The 18,772-nt window shown below is 49.6% G+C and carries 19 protein-coding genes and 2 pseudogenes; 12 read left to right on the top strand and 9 right to left on the bottom strand.

All coding sequences use genetic code 11. The features are described from left to right. Positions 1-57: 57 nt before the first annotated feature. Genes BQ5591_RS04275 through BQ5591_RS04245 form a run of 7 tightly spaced genes read left to right on the top strand, consistent with a single transcriptional unit; the run spans position 58 to position 7,182 of the window. Positions 58-1,137: a glutaminyl-peptide cyclotransferase gene (locus tag BQ5591_RS04275; RefSeq protein WP_004320571.1), complete on the top strand. Its 1,080-nt coding sequence runs from the start codon at positions 58-60 to the stop codon at positions 1,135-1,137. Further along, positions 1,134-1,634 carry a transposase gene (locus BQ5591_RS04270; RefSeq protein ID WP_004320573.1) on the top strand — a complete coding sequence of 167 codons (501 nt, stop codon included), beginning with the start codon at positions 1,134-1,136 and terminating at the stop codon, positions 1,632-1,634. The genes BQ5591_RS04275 and BQ5591_RS04270 overlap by 4 nt, the downstream gene beginning before the upstream one ends. Beyond that, on the top strand, positions 1,631-3,709 hold the full coding sequence (locus tag BQ5591_RS04265; protein WP_004320575.1) for a TonB-dependent receptor: 2,079 nt from the start codon (positions 1,631-1,633) through the stop codon (positions 3,707-3,709). Before BQ5591_RS04270 ends, BQ5591_RS04265 begins: the two co-directional genes overlap by 4 nt. Before the next feature lie 4 nt (positions 3,710-3,713). After that, positions 3,714-4,853 carry an ABC transporter substrate-binding protein gene (locus BQ5591_RS04260; RefSeq protein WP_004320576.1) on the top strand — a complete coding sequence of 380 codons (1,140 nt, stop codon included), beginning with the start codon at positions 3,714-3,716 and terminating at the stop codon, positions 4,851-4,853. Continuing rightward, positions 4,854-5,834 (top strand): FecCD family ABC transporter permease, encoded by a 981-nt coding sequence (locus BQ5591_RS04255; protein WP_004320577.1) that lies wholly within the window; start codon positions 4,854-4,856, stop codon positions 5,832-5,834. Continuing rightward, positions 5,831-6,589, top strand: coding sequence for an ABC transporter ATP-binding protein (locus tag BQ5591_RS04250; protein WP_071148613.1), 759 nt, complete (start codon positions 5,831-5,833; stop codon positions 6,587-6,589). The genes BQ5591_RS04255 and BQ5591_RS04250 overlap by 4 nt, the downstream gene beginning before the upstream one ends. Further along, the gene (locus tag BQ5591_RS04245) at positions 6,586-7,182 is read left to right on the top strand and encodes a DUF2284 domain-containing protein (protein ID WP_004320579.1); all 597 of its coding nucleotides are present in this window, start codon (positions 6,586-6,588) and stop codon (positions 7,180-7,182) included. The genes BQ5591_RS04250 and BQ5591_RS04245 overlap by 4 nt, the downstream gene beginning before the upstream one ends. A gap of 80 nt (positions 7,183-7,262) precedes the next feature. On the opposite strand, the gene BQ5591_RS04240 is transcribed toward BQ5591_RS04245, so the two are convergent. The 7 genes from BQ5591_RS04240 to BQ5591_RS04210 form a co-directional block, all read right to left on the bottom strand. Further along, a complete protein-coding gene (locus BQ5591_RS04240) occupies positions 7,263-8,663 on the bottom strand; it encodes an OmpA family protein (RefSeq protein WP_005680020.1) in 1,401 nt (466 codons plus the stop codon). Positions 8,664-8,717: 54 nt separating this feature from the next. After that, positions 8,718-10,175 carry a MobV family relaxase gene (mobV, locus tag BQ5591_RS04235; protein WP_007482776.1) on the bottom strand — a complete coding sequence of 486 codons (1,458 nt, stop codon included), beginning with the start codon at positions 10,173-10,175 and terminating at the stop codon, positions 8,718-8,720. Positions 10,176-10,392: 217 nt separating this feature from the next. After that, positions 10,393-11,238 carry a helix-turn-helix domain-containing protein gene (locus BQ5591_RS04230; RefSeq protein WP_005680022.1) on the bottom strand — a complete coding sequence of 282 codons (846 nt, stop codon included), beginning with the start codon at positions 11,236-11,238 and terminating at the stop codon, positions 10,393-10,395. Next, positions 11,228-11,818: a hypothetical protein gene (locus BQ5591_RS04225; protein ID WP_005680023.1), complete on the bottom strand. Its 591-nt coding sequence runs from the start codon at positions 11,816-11,818 to the stop codon at positions 11,228-11,230. The genes BQ5591_RS04230 and BQ5591_RS04225 overlap by 11 nt, the downstream gene beginning before the upstream one ends. Next, positions 11,809-12,210, bottom strand: coding sequence for a hypothetical protein (locus BQ5591_RS04220; RefSeq protein WP_005680024.1), 402 nt, complete (start codon positions 12,208-12,210; stop codon positions 11,809-11,811). Before BQ5591_RS04220 ends, BQ5591_RS04225 begins: the two co-directional genes overlap by 10 nt. Continuing rightward, positions 12,207-12,653: a hypothetical protein gene (locus BQ5591_RS04215; RefSeq protein WP_005680025.1), complete on the bottom strand. Its 447-nt coding sequence runs from the start codon at positions 12,651-12,653 to the stop codon at positions 12,207-12,209. Before BQ5591_RS04215 ends, BQ5591_RS04220 begins: the two co-directional genes overlap by 4 nt. A gap of 27 nt (positions 12,654-12,680) precedes the next feature. Then, entirely contained in the window at positions 12,681-13,730 is a 1,050-nt protein-coding gene (locus tag BQ5591_RS04210) for a hypothetical protein (protein ID WP_005680026.1), read from the bottom strand. 238 nt (positions 13,731-13,968) lie between these two features. Here BQ5591_RS04210 and BQ5591_RS04205 point away from each other — a divergent pair, with 238 nt between their 5' ends. Both BQ5591_RS04205 and BQ5591_RS04200 read left to right on the top strand, forming a co-directional pair. After that, on the top strand, positions 13,969-14,580 hold the full coding sequence (locus tag BQ5591_RS04205) for a recombinase family protein (RefSeq protein ID WP_005680028.1): 612 nt from the start codon (positions 13,969-13,971) through the stop codon (positions 14,578-14,580). A 263-nt stretch (positions 14,581-14,843) separates the two neighbouring features. Continuing rightward, positions 14,844-15,137 (top strand): HU family DNA-binding protein, encoded by a 294-nt coding sequence (locus BQ5591_RS04200; RefSeq protein ID WP_255204174.1) that lies wholly within the window; start codon positions 14,844-14,846, stop codon positions 15,135-15,137. 87 nt (positions 15,138-15,224) lie between these two features. On the opposite strand, the pseudogene BQ5591_RS22145 reads toward BQ5591_RS04200, so the two are convergent. Beyond that, positions 15,225-15,356: pseudogene (locus tag BQ5591_RS22145) on the bottom strand (single-stranded DNA-binding protein); the annotation flags it as partial. 80 nt (positions 15,357-15,436) lie between these two features. On the opposite strand from BQ5591_RS22145, the gene tnpA reads away from it, so the two are divergent. The 3 genes from tnpA (at position 15,437) to BQ5591_RS04185 (ending at position 17,911) form a co-directional block, all read left to right on the top strand. Continuing rightward, complete coding sequence (tnpA, locus tag BQ5591_RS04195; RefSeq protein WP_004319780.1) at positions 15,437-15,793, top strand: IS66 family insertion sequence element accessory protein TnpA; 357 nt, start codon at positions 15,437-15,439, stop codon at positions 15,791-15,793. 3 nt (positions 15,794-15,796) lie between these two features. Further along, positions 15,797-16,162 (top strand): IS66 family insertion sequence element accessory protein TnpB, encoded by a 366-nt coding sequence (gene tnpB / locus BQ5591_RS04190; RefSeq protein WP_004312010.1) that lies wholly within the window; start codon positions 15,797-15,799, stop codon positions 16,160-16,162. A gap of 75 nt (positions 16,163-16,237) precedes the next feature. Continuing rightward, positions 16,238-17,911 (top strand): IS66-like element ISBf10 family transposase, encoded by a 1,674-nt coding sequence (locus BQ5591_RS04185; RefSeq protein WP_004312011.1) that lies wholly within the window; start codon positions 16,238-16,240, stop codon positions 17,909-17,911. Positions 17,912-18,294: 383 nt separating this feature from the next. Here BQ5591_RS04185 and BQ5591_RS04180 read toward each other — a convergent pair. Beyond that, positions 18,295-18,552 (bottom strand): annotated as a pseudogene (locus BQ5591_RS04180) (single-stranded DNA-binding protein); the annotation flags it as partial. Positions 18,553-18,772: the final 220 nt, after the last annotated feature.

The raw sequence follows: 18,772 nt of genomic DNA, 5'->3' as shown, positions 1-18,772 counted from the left end.
TCCTCGGTATGCTTACCGTAAGGTAAGCTGCCGGGGATTAACTATAAAAATAACGGTATGACCTATCACCAATTGAAATATCTGCTATGGAGCGTAGTTGTCGGAGTGACACTATCCTTGACATCCTGCATGAAGTGGGACTACGGCGATGCCGTGGAAGATTTCAACGCCACGGGAGCCGGACTGTTCATCACCAACGAGGGCAACTTCCAGTACGGCAATGCTACCTTGTCCTATTACGACCCGGCAACCAAACAGGTGCAGAACGAAATCTTCTTCCGTGCCAACGGCATGAAACTCGGCGACGTGGCACAGTCGATGACCATCTACGACAACAAGGGCTGGGTCGTGGTGAACAACTCCCACGTGATTTTCGCCATCGACCTGAACACCTTCAAGGAGGTAGGACGCATCGAGAACCTGACCTCACCGCGCTACATTCATTTCCTAAGCGACGAAAAAGCATACGTCACCCAATTGTGGGACAACCGCATCTTCATCATCAACCCGAAGAAATACGAAATTACCGGCTATATTCAAGTGCCGGACATGACGATGGAAAGCGGCTCGACGGAGCAAATGGTGCAGTACGGCAAATACGTCTATTGCAACTGCTGGAGTTACCAGAACCGCATCATCAAAATCGACACCGAAACCGATCAAGTAGTCGATGAACTGAAGGTCGGCATACAACCGACATCGCTGGTCATGGACAAGTACAACAAAATGTGGACGGTGACCGACGGCGGTTATGAGGGCAGCCCCTACGGTTACGAAGCCCCGTCGCTCTACCGCATCGATGCCGAGACCTTCACCGTGGAGAAGCAGTTCAAGTTCAAGTTGGGCGACTGGCCCTCGGAGGTGCAGCTCAATGGCGACAGGGACAAACTCTACTGGATCAACAAGGCCATTTGGAGCATGGACGTGACAGCCAGCCATGTGCCGGTACGTCCGTTCCTCGAATACAGCGGCACGATTTATTACGGACTGACGGTAAACCCCGCCAACGGAGAAGTGTACATCGCCGATGCCATCGATTACCAGCAGCAGGGCATGATATACCGCTACTCGCCCGAAGGGAAATTGATAGATGAATTTTATGTCGGGATTATCCCCGGTGCATTTTGTTGGAAATGAAGAATAAATTGCGGCATATATACCATATTATTTTCATCACGAAAAGACAGGAGATGACGATTCCAATGACAACCAAAGGAATGATTCTCGATCAGATGGTACAAATTTTCACAAGGAAAGGCTGTCATGTCTATGCCTGCAATGCTTTTCTCAATCATGTTCATATACTTGTAGAGATACCATCTCCCACGGACTTCGCAAAGATTATCAATAAAGTAAAAAGTTCTACAGGCGTTGTCTATCGAAAATATCCGGAATATGCGGATTTTTCAGGATGGGCAGCCGGATTTGATTCGTTTAGCGTGTCATTCAATGATCTGAATCGGGTAAAACACCACATTGAGAAACAAGAGACGGTTCATCAGGAACTTTCATTCGAGGACGAATACGACCAACTGCTTGAAGAAAACGGATTCAATGCCTATCAAGATTTTATGCGGGCATCATTCTCTGCATATGCTGCGGTAAATAACCATATTAAAAACAAAAGGAAATGACATATACAAAATATTTACTTTTCTCAATATTGGTTGTCTGTCCATCCGTGCTGTCTGCGCAGGGAATCACCCGGCGTATTCACCAGATAGACGAGGTGACCGTATGGGGCAAACGGCCGATGAAGGAAATCGGCGTGCAGAAGACGAAGTTCGATTCACTCGCACTGAAAGAAAATATCGCCCTCTCGATGGCGGACATCCTGACGTTCAACTCGTCCGTGTTTGTCAAGAGCTACGGCCGCGCCACGCTCTCGACCGTCGCCTTCCGAGGCACGTCGCCCAGCCATACGCAGGTGACGTGGAACGGGATGCGCATCAACAACCCCATGCTCGGCATGACCGACTTCTCCACCATTCCGTCCTACTTCATCGACCAGGCATCGCTGCTGCACGGTACTTCATCGGTGAACGAAACGGGCGGTGGACTGGGCGGTCTGGTCAAACTCGGCACGGCTCCTGAAGTCGCTGAAGGGTTCAACGCCCAGTACGTGCAGGGCATCGGCTCGTTCAAGACCTTCGATGAGTTCGCCCGCTTCACCTACGGAAGTGAGCGGTGGCACGTCTCCACCCGTGCGGTCTATTCTTCCTCGCCTAACGATTACAAGTACACCAACCACGACAAAAAGATAAACATCTACGACGAGGATAAGAACATCGTCGGACAGTATCACCCGAAAGAGCGCAACCGCTCCGGGGCGTTCAAGGACCTGCATTTGCTTCAGGAAGTGTATTACAATACCGGGAAAGGCGACCGTTTCGGGCTGAACGCCTGGTATATCAACTCCAACCGGGAACTTCCGATGTTGACGACCGACTATGGAGATGCAACCGACTTCGAGAACCGCCAGCGAGAACAGACGTTCCGCAGCGTCTTGTCCTGGGATCACATGAAAAGCAACTGGAAACTCGGCGTGAAAGGCGGTTACATACACACATGGATGGCCTACGACTACAAGCGTGAGGTCGCACCTGACAACTGGGCGTCGATGACCCGCTCCCGCAGCAAGGTAAACACGTTTTACGGTCAGGCGGAGGGAGAGTATTCTTTGGATAAAAAATGGTTTTTCACCGCCAATGTATCGGCACACCAGCATTTGGTACGGAGCGAGGACAAGAACATCATCTTGCAGGACGGTGGCAAGGCCATCGTGGGCTATGACAAGGGGCGCGTGGAACTCTCCGGCTCCGTATCCGCCAAGTGGCAGCCGATAGACCGCTTGGGTATGTCGGTGGTACTGCGGGAAGAGATGTATGGTTCCGATTGGATTCCACTCATTCCGGCTTTCTTCATTGACGGTATCATTTCCCCGAAAGGAAATGTGATGCTGAAAGCATCCATATCGCGTAACTACCGTTTCCCAACTCTGAACGACCTATACTTTTTGCCGGGAGGTAATCCCAACCTGAAAAACGAACAAGGTTTCAGTTATGATGCCGGGGTGAGTTTCGATGTCGGCAAGAAAGGCATTTACAAGTTGAGCGGCGGTGCGAACTGGTTCGACTCCTACATCGACGACTGGATTATCTGGCTGCCCACCACCAAGGGCTTCTTCTCGCCCCGCAACGTAAAGAAGGTCCACGCCTACGGCGTCGAGGTCAAAGCGAACTTCGCCGTGCAGCCGGCGAAAGATTGGCTCATCGACTTGAACGGGTCCTATTCGTGGACACCCTCCATCAATGAAGGTGAGAAGATGTCGCCTGCTGACCAGTCAGTGGGCAAGCAGTTACCCTACGTGCCGAAGCACTCCGCATCGCTGACCGGACGGTTGTCGTGGCGGACTTGGGCGTTCCTTTACAAATGGGCGTTCTACTCGGAACGTTACACCATGTCGAGCAACGACTATACGCTGACAGGACACCTGCCCGAATATTTCATGAGCAATGTCTCGTTGGAGAAAAACCTGTTTTTCAAACCGGTGGACATCCAGTTAAAATTCGCCGTCAACAACCTCTTCAACGAGGACTACCTTTCGGTACTCTCGCGCCCCATGCCCGGCATCAACTTCGAGTTCTTCATCGGCATTACCCCGAAGTTCGGGAAAAACAAGAAAAAGTCCGAAAATACAAATATGTAACGATATGAAAGCATTAAAGAATTTAAGCCTGCTGTTGCTACTTGTATTAGCATTCACAGGCTGCCACAATAAAAGTTCAAAACTCGCCGATTTCAACCGAACGGTCTATACACCTGAATACGCTTCGGGGTTTGACATAAAAGGTGCAGACGGCAAAAAGAGCGTATTGGTTACCGTCACGAACCCTTGGCAGGGCGCCGACAGCATCACTACGAACCTGTTCATTGCCCGTGATGACGAAGAGGTTCCGGCGGATTTCACCGGTCAGATGCTCAAGGGGGATGCCGAGCGCATCGTCTGCATGTCCTCGACCCATATCGCCATGCTCGACGCAATCGGCGAAACGGGACGCGTAGTCGGCGTGTCAGGCATCGACTACATCTCCAATCCCGACATTCAGGCACGGCGGGACAGCGTTGGAGATGTGGGCTACGAAGGGAACATCAATTACGAACTGCTGCTCTCGCTTGACCCCGACCTCGTGTTGCTTTACGGCGTGAACGGGGCAAGCTCGATGGAGGGTAAGCTCAAAGAGTTGGATATCCCGTTCATGTATGTCGGCGATTACCTCGAAGAGTCTCCGCTGGGCAAAGCCGAATGGCTGGTGGCACTTTCGGAGGTTATCGGAAAACGGGCGGAGGGCGAAAAAGTATTCGCGGAAATCCCCGTCAGATACAATGTCCTGAAAAAGAAAGTAGCGGACAATATCCTCGACGCTCCGTCAGTCATGCTCAACACGCCTTACGGCGACAGCTGGTTCATGCCCTCGACCGAAAGCTATGTCGCCCGGTTAATCAAAGATGCCGGAGGCGATTACATCTACAAGAAGAACACAGGAAACGCTTCCGCGCCCATCGACCTCGAAGAGGCGTATCTGCTGGCCTCGCAAGCCGATATGTGGCTGCATGTGGGGATGGCGAACACGCTTGATGAACTGAAAGCCGCATGCCCGAAGTTCATCGACACCCGCTGTTTCCGTGGTGGACAGGTCTATAACAACAACGCCCGCACCAATGCTGCTGGCGGCAACGACTACTATGAGTCGGCGGTCGTAAATCCCGACCTCGTGCTGCGAGACCTCGTGAAGATATTCCACCCCGAACTGGTCGAGGAAGATTTCGTCTATTACAAGCAACTGAAATAGATGCGCTCCCGTTCCGCCATATTGTTTGCCATGCTGGCCGCCCTCACCCTTTTCCTGTTTCTGCTGGATTTGGCGGTGGGGGCAGTCGCCGTACCGCTCGGCGATGTATGGGCGGCTTTGACGGGCGGCGACTGCCCGCGGGCGACGGCGAAAATTATACTGAATATCCGACTGATTAAGGCGGTGGTCGCGTTGCTGGCCGGAGCAGCTCTGTCGGTCAGCGGTCTTCAGATGCAAACCCTCTTCCGCAATCCTCTTGCCGGCCCCTACGTGCTCGGCATCAGTTCGGGCGCGAGCCTCGGCGTGGCACTCGTCGTGCTTGCAGGCTTCGGTTCGTCGATAGGCATTGCCGGGGCGGCTTGGCTCGGAGCGGCGCTCGTGCTGGTCGTCATCGCCGCCGTCGGCCACCGCATCAAGGACATCATGGTGATTCTGATTCTCGGCATGATGTTCTCGTCGGGAGTCGGCGCGATTGTACAGATATTGCAATATCTCAGCAAGGAAGAATCCCTGAAAGCCTTTGTCATTTGGACGATGGGGTCGCTCGGCGACGTGACCTTCGACCAGCTTGCGGTACTCGTCCCGTCGATTATCGCCGGACTGTTGTTGGCGGTGGTGACGATCAAGCCGCTCAACTTACTGCTGTTCGGCGAGGAGTATGCCGTGACGATGGGGCTGAACATCCGACGCTCGCGCGGGCTGCTGTTCCTCTCCACGACGCTGCTTGCTGGTACGGTGACCGCCTTTTGCGGTCCGATAGGCTTCATCGGACTGGCCATGCCCCACGTCACGAGAATGCTGTTCCGCAACAGCGACCATCGGGTACTCGTACCGGGAACCGTTCTTTCGGGTGCGGCGGTGCTGCTTCTTTGCGACCTCGTTTCTAAAATGTTCACCCTGCCGATCAACGCCATCACCGCATTGCTGGGAATCCCCATCGTGGTGTGGGTGGTCTTGCGCAATAAATCCGTCACCGCATGATAAAGTTACACGATTTTTCCATAGGCTACGGCGAGCGCACCTTGCTCTGCGAGGTGGAAACCACCATAGAAAAGGGCAGGCTGACTGCCCTTATCGGGCGCAACGGCACGGGCAAATCGACACTGCTTCGAGCCATCGCCGGACTGAACCGCCGTTATACCGGCCGAATCCTGCTCGACGGGCATAACGCCGCCGATATGCGAGCAGCAGAAATGGCCAGAACGCTGGCATTCGTCACGACCGAGCGCACACGCATCGCCAATCTCAAATGCAAGGATGTCGTGGCTATCGGCCGCGCACCCTATACCAACTGGATTGGAAAGATGCAGGAGGTCGACAAGGAGATCGTCATGCGGTCGCTCGCCTCGGTGGGCATGGAGGCTTATGCGGAGCGCACGATGGACAAGATGTCGGACGGCGAGTGCCAGCGCATCATGATCGCACGGGCGTTGGCGCAGGATACGCCGATTATCCTGCTCGACGAACCCACCTCGTTTCTCGATATGCCCAACCGCTACGAATTGTGTACACTGCTGGCACGGCTGGCGCATGAAGAAAACAAGTGCATCCTTTTTTCCACGCACGAGCTGGATATCGCCCTCTCGCTTGCCGATGCGATAGCCCTTATCGACCCACCCCAGTTGTCGTATATGTCGACCGAAGAGATGCGCCGGAGCGGCTGCATCGAGCGGCTGTTCCGAAATAATTGTGTGACGTTCGATGCCACGACAGGATTCATAAAAGTGGGACAATGACTAAGGAATATATCATAGAGAATTTCACAGCAAATATCAGCGTGGACGAATATATTTCACGCTTCCGGGACGAAAAACGTTTTGTCGAATTTTGCAAACAATGCCCCAACTACGGTAATAGTTGGGGATGCCCGCCGTTCGATTTCGATACCGGAGAATTTCTGCGCCAATATGAATATGCCCACCTGATGGCCACGAAAATAATTCCGGTCGAGAAAAATATTCCGATAGACAGAACGCAGGAATTGATTAAACCGGAACGGCTCAGGATAGAAAGGGAATTGCTGGAAATGGAGCACAGATACGGAGGTCGGGCATTCGCCTATGTAGGAAAATGCCTATACTGTCCCGATTCCGAATGCGCCCGCAAATGCAACCGTCCTTGCCTGCATCCGGACAAAGTACGTCCCTCGCTTGAAGCATTCGGGTTCGATATGACACGAACACTCTCGGAACTTTTCGGGATAGAGCTGCTTTGGGGAAAGGATGGTATTCTACCGGAATATCTTGTGATTGTAAGCGGATTATTTCATAATTCGGCAGAAAATATTATCAGTCATACGAAGCGTAATCAGGATTCAGGAAACCTATAATCTTATTACCCTCATTGATAACAAAAGTCCCTGCAATCCGAATTATAGATTGAGGGACTCGATGAAAGTGAATGTAAAAACTAAAAGAACAACTCTACTTTCGTATGCCTGTTGACTTCGACCGGTACATGGTCGGCTATGCCGCCTCTGCTTACCTTGACGATGCGTTCGATCGGTATGCCACGCTTTTTCAATTCTGCAACGATATAATCCGCTCTCGATGTACTTAATGAACCATTAAGCACAGGAGTTCCAGTCGAACTGTCGGCCGCACCGGTTACTCTCAAGGATAATCCGTATTTCTTGGCCACGCGAGCCAGTTCATCAAGGTTAAGCATTTGGGAAGCATCCGTCAGGTGCGCCGTATTGAGGTTAAAAAAGAAATAGACAGGCGACCCGATGCAATTCCCGGCTTGTATGAGTTCCGTCCTTTCAGAGACGATTATGCCCGGTTTCTCGGCATCATCTCCGTTGTTGCCATATCCAATACTTGCAGAATCAAGCGGCGAGATTCCATCCCAATGCCGGTTTTTCAATCTTGCCCGTAGTGAGTTCAATCCGCTGTAATTATTTCTGGGATAACCTTGACGGCGGTCGGTCTCATCGTCATTAACCAGATGACCGTACTTGTCAAGCAATCCTTCTATTTCCAGAATTTTCTTCAATTCTGCGACCGTCCGTCGGTTGCGGTCGTACCAGTCTTTATAACGCTTGTTTTCTCCGGATAAGATATTGGCATGATCCACGAGCCACTCATTCTGACGAATGTAAGATGTCGCATCAACCGCGCGTTTCCAACCGACCTTTCCGAGATGAAACGTGAAACCGGCGGTCAGCGATACCATGTGGTCGCCGAGGCGGTTCGGGCGTCCGTAACCATCGAAGTCCTGAAAGGTGGTCGTGCCGGAGAGTTCCAACATGGCACTTACTCGTTTGGAAATCCGATATTCTCCCTGTACGCCATACGAAACAGTAAAGGGATTATTCCCGTTAGAGGCATTGTGCAACAGGCCGACACCGGCAAAGGGAGCAAGATTCCAGCGTACCTGTTCTTGCCGGGCATATCTGCAGCCAAGGACATTCCACAGCAGATCCGCATGGATATGGTGGTAGTCCTGATTGGACAATGTTCCATCTTTGAACTGCACACCGCTGTAATTGATACGTGCGCCGACGGACGGAGTGAACCATTTTCCGACTGCGAAACTGTACGAGGGTTTCAAGCGTCCGAAGAGGTCTTCGCAGCCGAGAGGTGTGCCGAGAAAGGCGGACGTACCCCCGGCAATACTGACAAACCAGTTGCCAGTCAGGGATGCCGGAAGTACCACTCCGTCAAGATAGACGGGCTGTATCGGTTGCAGTTCCTCCGAGACATTATAGTACGGTGTATGTTGTACAGTATCCACCTGTACGGGTTGTATACTTGCCTGTGCCTGCAACGTGCAAAGCACGGCCAATATAAAAAAGATTTGTTTCGTCATATTCCAATGATATTATTCGTTATACTTTTTGATTTGTCATGAGACGTATGCCACTTACCGTTTGGGTTTCTTGCCAATGGCCGGACGCATCATGCGGCTCGCCATCCTCATGCTGCGGAGTGCCCATGCACGGTTGTCCTCGTCCTCATCGCGCCCCCATTTCAGGTCGCTGCCGCCACCTCCGCCGCCACGAGTTTCGGCAAAAGTGGTGGCATCATCGACCATACCGAGAAACAGCATCGTCGCGCAGTGCATCACGTCTGTACCTTGTTCCGCTATGGACTGGACGAGCGAGCCGTCGAACAGTTGCCGTTCCGCCACGTCCATCTGTGCCGATACGTTCCTATACTCGCCGACCACATTTTCCAGCAGGACATCCTTGAGCAACGTGTCCACTTTGGAATGTATATCATGGGAGTATTTGTAGGCTTCCTCCTTGAGTTCCCCGGTACGTTCCTCAATGGCATCCATGTTCTCTTTCAGCTCGGCAAGCTGCCGGTCAGCCGTCTGTAACTTCTCCTGCTTGTCTGCCAGTTGCCTGTTGATGCCTGCCAGCTCTTTCTCCAGACTTTTAACTTGTGCGGCTAATTGTTCCGCATCGCCCTTGTTCGCTTTCAAATCCTGTTCGGCTGCCGATAGCAGAGCCTCTTTTTCGGCTTTCGACTTCTCAAGGTTATCGACCATTGTCGTAAGCCCCTTGACCCTGCGCTCTGCCAGACGGATGTCCGATTGAAGGGTTGCCAGCACCTTTTGGTGGCGGTCTATATTTTCCTCGATGGTCGTACATTCTTCCGATAGCATACGGCGGTATTCTTCGGTAGTCCTGTGCCGTGCGCCTGTTTCGGATATGCTTGTTCCTCTCGACATTCCCCACCTTGTATTGACTTCGGCGAAAAAGTCGGTATGAAGCTGTTTCATCCTTGCGCTGTATTCAAACTTGTCCTTTCCGGCGAATATTTCCTTGTACGCAAAGCGGCCGTCTTTGATTGGCAACAAAGTACAATGCACATGAGGGTTCAATTCGTCAAGGTGTACGATGAATGCGGCGATGTTCTGCTCGCCATATTTGCCACTCACGAATGAATAGACGTCTTTCGCCCAGCGTTCAATATCGCTCATTCTTTTGATACGGGTATTGTTCGCACCTTCATCAAAATCCACGTTCTGCGTGCCGAACGCGAGTTCGTGCATCCGCTTACGGGAACCGCCGAAAATGAAGTTCACCACCGTGCGGTACTTCGGTTCTGCCAGTCCTTCGTTGGGGTCTTTGATTCCACGCCTCTCCAATATGTCCGCCATCCGTTCGGGAATGTTGCGGCTCGTGTCAATGGGACGTACCTTGCCTCCGGGCGCAATCTCGAAGTTCAGGTGTTTGCGTGTGGGGTCGTAATTCCCCTTATTCATAGCGTACTTTTCCGCCCTTTCACTGCGGTCACGCAAATGTTCGTTGCTTTGGGCTGCGGTGATGCCTTTCGACACCTGCATATCAAGTACCTGTTTTTGATCTGCCATACTCTTTTCGTGTTGTTTGGACAATCCGTCCTGTCCCAGCTTGCTGCTTGCCCGGACAGCCTACCGACGGTCGGAGACCTATCGGGGTATTAGGCTCCCCCTTCCCTTTGTTTCGTGGCAGACGGGCAAGCCCGTGTGCCTCCTATAACCGGCAGGATAACCGTTAAGGGATGGAGGTGGATTGTTCGCGTTATACAATCTGTTTTCGACTCCCGGTTCAATCCACCATCGCCTGTGCCTTTGCCAGAAGCGATAAAAAAGGTTTGCGAAGCGATTTGAGGCGTTCTTGGTCTTCGTCCATGTCGAAGTCCGTCACTGATGCCTCGGTGTCGAGAATCAGCCCGGCGAGGTCTTTGGCGGACTCGATGAAAGCAGCCCATTCTTCACCGAGGTCAAACCGGAAGAAATCCACAAGCGGCGAACTGTCATCGAATCTCGACTTGTGCAGGATTTTTTGCAGGGCGGCGTGGGCGATGCAGCACAAGGCTGTTTCACGATGTTCCGTGACCAAAGTGCCGGAATGTGCGGAGGTCGTGTTGGAATGGGTGTCCAAACAGAGTCCGGTGTCACGGTCGGCAATTTCAGTCTTTGCCAGACTTACGAGTTGTCCACATATTACGCCAGTTTCGGCAGCGGTCGTTTTGCCGATTACCCAATCGGACAATACCTCACGGAGCTGTCTGGCAAAGTCCGGCTGCTCCTGTGCATTGCGGGGCTGTGCTGCCTGACCGGATTGTACGGTCATGGTAATGACCACGCTTTTGGGAAGCTGGATGCGGGTCAGCAAACCGAATGCCTCCATTGCACTCAAAAAAGAACGGACGGTAGCCCTGTGCCAATGCCACTCCGATGCGAGGTCGGAAACGGTCAGGTGGCACTGGTTGGGTTGCAGCACGTAGGCCTTCTTTCTTAAAAACGGAGAAACGAAACCTGCCAGTGATTTGTCCAACAGGTCACAGTACGCTTCGGTGCGTGTTTTGCGTTCATCCCCTTTCTCCTTGAGATATTCGAATACCTCCCTGTCTGCCAATATGGAAACAGGTATCTTTTGGTTATTTTTCATTTTCATTCGGTTTTAATGATTCATATTGTGCGGATATATCAGTGTTGCCGCTGTCCGCTTCATGCGGCAGATTTGCGTGATGATTCTCGTGATAGGATTCTGACAACATTCCGGGATGCTTTGCCCATCCGGAAAGTGTGTCCGTATCCTTGCATTCGGACATGACCCGAACGGAGGGATAGAACAGGGCTGCCAGAAGAAGATAGGCAATGGTTATCGCCAAGGTGTACAGATGCGGCACAAAGCCGATGACCAGTGCGCCCGATGCGAGTGTGACAAATGCACGGGGGCGGTCAAGCAACCTGCGTAACCAGTTGTCCGTCCGTCGGAACGAAAACATTGCGGCACAGACACCGGTAGAGAGTAGGATTCCAAACTCACCCATATGTCCACAGGCATATACATAATGGAAAAGAAGCAGGCATATCAGCCATACTTGCACATACAGTTTACGGGCGTTGCCGCTTCGTGCCATTGCCATGTAAAAGGGTGTCATGAACCGCTTGTTGTTCTTGTACAATGACATTGATACCCCGAAAGGTATCGCGCAGAAAATGAGTAGCAGGATATTCAGTAACATAAGTAATAGGGCTTTTCGGGTATGGGAGTGGGACGCACAATGAGTTCCAACTGGACAATACCGTATGTCGCCAGCCGGATAAGGGTTTCGGCATCCTTGGGCGAAAAGTACATGGCCGCTTTCTTGATGCGCTGCTTGAATGTAATGTCTTGCTTTCGGTAGATGGCCAAAGCCTTGTCCAGTTCGTGTTCGGGAATAGTCCATGTCGTACCCTCGGCGTGTATGCCGTTCGTCTTGAAGGCACGCAGTACCAATGTACGGGAAACGAGGTAGTCGGTGCGGTCGGTTCTTGAGATGATATGCTCCTTGTAGAGATTGTCATCGGCAACCTCTATCCACGTCCGGTAGGCATTGATGCAATAGACCATCTGTCGGTATAAGGTGTTTCTCATATAAAATTCATCAGCACGTCGGACTTGTCTTTCTTGTATTTCAGGAACCCGCTTTTGGAGTGTAGTTCCAAGTCGAGGCATAAGTCCCCGTACATCTGCTCCAAAGAATCATAGATGGTGACAAGGATGCTGTTTACATTGCCCTCCGTATCCGTCTTGGCGTTCATCTTGAACATCTGTCCGAAAGCGGGATTCGAGTATGCACAAGTGCTGTGACCGAATTTTTCCGTCCGCATCGGAATATGGTGGTAGAGCGTGATCAACTCCATGTCGTCCTCGAACATATCCATTACTTCGTCCAGTTCGTAAGGGGTGCGCAACGGAAACGTAAGCAGCACATAGTCGCCGTAGAACTGCGGTTCTTCCATCGTCGTCACATCGAGCAACTGCGGAAGTTGCAGGGGGACGAATGCCATGAAGTCATTATAAAAATGTCGTAACATATTCATATCTTTTTCTGTTGTTATATTTTACAGCGTGTGTATGAATGCCTCCATCAGCATTCCGGGCAGCTCGTCCAAGCGGTTGTCTCCGGGGTGCAGCATCCTGCCCAACTCCCTGAAAGCGTCGGGTGTCTGCGAGGCAAGCATATCGAGTTGCTCTCTTTCTTCGGCTGAAAGCAACGCCAGGCAGAAACCGTCCAACGACGAATAAGGCTGGAGAAGCATCCAGATGTAGGCTTGTGCCTGTGCCGGTGTCTTGACTTTTTTATTGCAGATGTCGTCGATACAGGTTCGGATATTCTGAATCAGCCTGCGGTTGGTGCGCATGGCCAGATAAATCATGGCATTGCGATAGGTGATGTCGTTCCGTTCGGCGGCAAGGAATATCTGTGCACAGCATCGTTCCGTGTCATGAGTGATGTCGGAAAGATTCTCGCCGTCGAAATCAGGCAGACGTGAAAGGAATGCCCGGTACACGGCATCCTCCTTTTCGATAAAGGTCGTCAGGTCTGCCATACAATGAATACCGTAATCAATCGTTTCAGCAAGGGTAGTTCGATAAGTGGCAAGAATGTGTTGTCGGTTTCTCTGACTGACGGGCCGGTTATCCAATGAGGCAAAGAACGGTCGGATTGTTTCAGCCGCACGATGCAACTCTTTGTCTTCAAGATGCGGTGAGATTTGTTCTTTTACCCACAGTATATCCTTATAAGTGCGTGTTTGAGACAGCACCATCCGTGAAAATTCCATGCGGATGGAATCATGTATCTGTTCACACTCTTCTCTTACAGTGGAATGAAGCCGGCCAAGCGTATCACATTCGAGATGCAGGAATACGGAATCCCTCAATGTTTGCCATTGCTTGAGGTGTCCGGCCAATTCTTTAATGGAGAGTTTTTTCTGCCTGCGTATGTCGGACAGGTATTCCCTGTATGTTCCGGCAGGGTCATTCTTGGCTTTCGCCAATCGTTTGCCATTGCCGTTGTCGCATGACGCGCATAGGAATATGGCAATCGAAACGGCAATTATTTTGGCAAAGATTATCGGCTGTTTTAAGTTCGATTTTAATGTTTTCATACTATATCATTTCGTACTATTTAGTGCAAAACTATATATTATTTTTGATACTTCGCATCCGAAAAACCGTATTTTGTGCATTTTTTAATATCGTACTTAATAGTATGATTACCAATGAAAACAAGTGAAGATAAAACACGTGGAAATGTACGATTTTCGTTTTTTAATATAGTATGATTCATATACTCGAATAAAACTTGTATATTTGCACTTGTTATCATGAATATTGTATATTGATATGGCAAAAGTCGGTTATATATTCGAGGCTAATTCCTACGATGCGTTTGATGCGGATAAGGAATGGATGCGCCAATATGGGTGTGTACAGGTGGTTGAAGAATCGGTCGGACACGAGACGCTTAGGCCGAGATGGAAACAACTGATGTCGAATCTTGAAAGAGGAGACGAATTGGTGATGTCAAAATTCAGCAATGCCGTTCGTGGTTTACGGGAACTATCGGCATTGATTGAGCTATGCCGCATCAAGGTCGTGCGTATTATCTCCATTCACGATAAAATTGACACCGACAACAAATTGTTTCCGGACACGACACCGGCGGAAGTATTGGCCATGTTCGGGGCATTACCGGAGGAAGTGGCTGTTTTGCGGAAGTCGTCGGATAAAATTATACGCCTGCAGCAGAGTATCAGTATTCCGATTTCCAAAAAAAGTATGAGTAAAACTGAACGGGACAAAAAAATCGTGGATATGTATAACAATGGGTATTCAATCCGTGATATTTGGAAAGAAAGCGGTGTCCAAAGTAAAAGCACCGTGTACAGCATTCTCAATAAATACAAGGTTCAGCTTAACCGAACACCGGGACGAGTGCCGGGCATCCGGAAATAGAACTTATAAATCAATATGGATATTGAAAATCAATAGATTGCTTGCGTAATTCATCGTTTTTTCGTATCTTTAAGTTGGATATAACTATATAAAAACAAGACCTATGGGAGATATTATAATTTTATTGCTGGTGTTCTTGGTAGTGGGCAGGCTTTTGAGGGGCGTGTTCGGAGGATTCAGCAAAAGCAGTTTTCGGGATGACAAATAACTCCGGATTGTTGTAACTGGCAGATATTTGTTAATTTTGCACCGTATTCATAAAAATCAAGAACAATATGACAAAAGCGGAAATTGTCGCTCAGATCTCACGGCAGAGCGGAATAGAGAAAACGGTGGTGATGACTGTGATAGAATCATTCATGGAAAATGTAAAAGAGTCGATGGTTGCGGGAAACGAGGTGTTCTTGCGCGGGTTCGGTAGCTTTATCATCAAACGGAGAGCTGAAAAGACGGCCCGGAACATTTCGAAGAATACGACAATTAAAATTCCCGCTCACAATATCCCTGCATTCAAACCTGCCAAAGCATTTCTGAATGCGGTAAAAGAGAACAAGTAGAGTATAAAAGTACAGATGGTGCAACAACACCGTAATGAGTAAAACAAAAGCGACCCGAAGGCCGCTTTTGTCGTGATAAGGCAAGGATTATTTCTTGCCTTTTTTCGCTGGTTTGGCCGGCTTTTCAGGAGTTTCCTCCTTCTCGACGGGCGGATAGAACTTGACGGCGACCATCACGATACGGTTGTGTTTCACACCGCTTTGGTCGCTCCATTCTTCGTAAGCATTCGATAAACTCCCCCTTTCATTCTAAAAATGTGATATTACTTTTGTAATCAAAGTAAAAAAGCTCAATTGTTATGTCACATCAATGGACCATGGAAGATTTTGAATCTATTTATTCCCGTTTCAAGTCGAGCGGACTGTCAGTTATGGATTTTTGTTCGAATGAATGTATTCGTCCCAAACGTTTCTACGAGTGGCGTTCCAAGCTGTTGCGCAAAGGCGGCTTTATCCCGGTAAAGGTAAACAGTAAGGGCCAGGTCAGTCTTCCCCATAAGGAGAAATCCCTGCTGTCTGCCCCTCCGGTCAGCCCGTCGCCAATTCCCCAGCCGCTATGTGAGATCTCCTATCCCAATGGCGTCACAGTCCGCTTGAACAGCCCTTTGTCACCGGAGGTATTGCAAACCCTGATATTTTTGAATTCAAACCGTTAGCCTATGTTTTCTTTGAATGAATCCAACAGATATTATCTTTACCCGTATCCGACAGACATGCGTAAGAGTTTTTATACGCTTAGCGGCATCGTGACCAACCAGATGGGAAAGAATGTACGGGACGGTGACGCTTTCATTTTTATCAATGCGAATTGTACCTGTATGAAAATCCTCCATATGGAATATGGTGGTCTGGTGATATACCATATGAGGCTGGAACATGGGCACTTCCATCTGCCGGTCATAAATACGGAGGAAGGTCGGATTAAAGCGATTGAAACCTTCTGGAATGACCTTGTGATGATGGTTCAAGGAATGGACGGCAGCAAGGTCAGGCGTTATAAAAGGAGTGGTTTCCATGGGTTGTAGTTGTAACAAATTATAACATATACAATGCCGTATTCCGGCTGTTTTTTAGTATCTTAGCATCATATTTAAACGATTATGCCAACCGATAAGGAATTACTGATAAAGGATCTCATGCACAAATGCGACTGTCTGTATAGAGAAAACAGCCGGTTGAAGGAGATGGTGTCCACGCAGCCCCTTAAAGCTGCGGACAAAGAGGTGTATGAGGCTTTATTGTCTGACAAGGATGCCATAATCGCCCAAAAGGAAGCAAAAATCAACAGTCTGGAGCAACGTGTATCCTATCTTGAACGGCAGTTGTACGGTAAGAAGGCGGAAAAGTTCATAAAGCCTGACGCCCAGGACCGCTGGCTGGATTTTGAAGGCTTTGACATGCTTCCCCAGGAGGCTGAAGCCGCAGAAGAAGCAGAAAAGGAGTTGAAGGCTACCAGAGAAGCGATCATCGCCCGTAAAAAAGCGGGGAAGCAGCATCCTGCGAGAAAATCCCTTCCGGAGAATCTTGAGCGTGAGGTGGTCCATATATATCCCGAAGGGTATAATCCGGAAGAGTGGACGCTCCTTCCCGGAGAGGAAGTGACCGAGATCCTTATGCACGAGCCCGAGAAGTTCTATATCCGCAGGATAGTGCGCCATACAGCCAAACGGAAGGGTACAAACGAGTTCAAGACCGGCCCGCTTCCCGTCATGCCAATAGCAAAGAGCTATGCCTCTGCCTCATTGCTGGCAGACATGATGATAGGGAAATATGTGGATCACATACCGTTCCACAGGCAACTGGAACAGTTCAAACGTGTGGGGGTACATCTCCCCGCGTCAACGGTCAACGACTGGTTCAAGGATGTGGCGGATTTGCTAAGGCCCCTTTACTTCCGATTATGGGAGCTGGTGATGCAGACTGACTACATACAGTCGGATGAAACGACAATCCCCGTGATGAATGACGAGAGACACAAGACGGTCAAAGGTTATATCTGGCTTGTGCGCAGTGTCATGACCGGACGTCAGTTCTTTTACTATGACAAGGGTTCCCGAAGTGGAAAGGTGGTGCTGAAACTCTTCGGCAAGTTCCGGGGAGCCATACAGACGGACGGATACGAAAGGTACGAGATGCTGGACGCCAAGAAAGGTATTATCCTTCTTGGCTGTTGGGCCCATGCACGCAGACATTTTTGGGAGGCAAGAAAGAATGACATGCAGCGTGCCGACTATGCGCTCGCACAGATACAGTTGCTTTATGACGTGGAGCGTAAGGCTGACGATGAACGCCTGACTTACGAACAGAGGGCTGAACTTAGGGCACGTCTTGCATATCCCATACTTGTGCGCTTCGAGAAATGGCTGGTCAATGAATATCCCAAAGTAATGAAAGACAGTCCGATCGGAAAAGCCATAAAATATACATACGGAAGGTTCGACAAACTCTCCAGGTACCATCTGGACGGTCGTTACAGACCGGATAATAACGAGATAGAAAATAAAGTGCGGCCTGTCGCGTGCGGCAGACGTAATTACCTGTTCTGTGGCAATAATGATGCCGCTGAAGATGCGGCGGTGCTCTACTCGTTCTTCGGCTGCTGCAAGGCTGCCGGGGCTGACTTCCGCACGTGGCTGATCTACTTCCTTGAACATATACATGATTATGACGATGACTACTCGATGGATCTGGCCGAATTGTTACCTGACAATCTGTTATCCAAGGGCAAGATATTATCCGTTACGTCACCGGAATCTCCCAAGAAAGACTCCTGATACCTTCGTAAATCTCGCCTAAACACGGGAAAACTACCGTTTTATGCCAATCAAGACGGGAAAATAGGGAATAAAGTGCCGTTTTTATCTTCATTATCCCCGATAAATAGGGAAAATAAGGGAAAGAATACCCTTTTATACCAATTATGGCGGGAAAGTAGGGATAAAAATATCGCTTTATCACATTTGTCACAGGAAAATAAGGGGCAAAGGGGAAAAACTTCCTTTTATCCGCTCCATTAGTAGGGATAATATCAATTACTATAGAACCCGCACATCTTTGGGTTGAATTGATGTAACAATAAATCATAGAACGATAAAATGAATAAACGACATTATGAACATACGTTACCCAATATACGAGGGAGTTTATCGAATACTTACCATTCTTCGGGCTTGAAATACCCCTCGACGGTCAGCATCGTACCCTTGGTCAGTTGGTCGAACGACCCGGTGTTCTCGTTTTTACGCCACGCCTCAAAATTCATAAAGGCGGAAACGCGTTTGGATTCCTCGCCATTATTCTCCAATCGGCTTACTGCCAGAGGGAAACGTGCTACACTTGCGTTGGTGAACTGACGGATTTCTGCATCCTTTCCTACGAAACCGGTTACTACGAAATTGTTTTCAATCTTTTTCATAATGAATTGTTTTTAGAAGTTATTAAATCAATTTTACGCTGCCTCAAAAAGTAGGTGCAGTTAAGGGGATGCACCAAGGCCGGACGCATCAATACTCTTTATTTTTGTCCGTAGGCAAAACCGGAAGGCTCGATAAAGGAAGATTGTACGGCTGCGCCATTGGTCAAGACTTCCAAAGTCGTTCCCGTCTGCATACTATCTTTGCATCGGAAAATGATGA

It is taken from the genome of Bacteroides ndongoniae (genome assembly GCF_900108345.1).
Taxonomy (GTDB): domain Bacteria; phylum Bacteroidota; class Bacteroidia; order Bacteroidales; family Bacteroidaceae; genus Bacteroides; species Bacteroides ndongoniae.
This window is presented reverse-complemented; position numbering and strand designations above follow the sequence as displayed.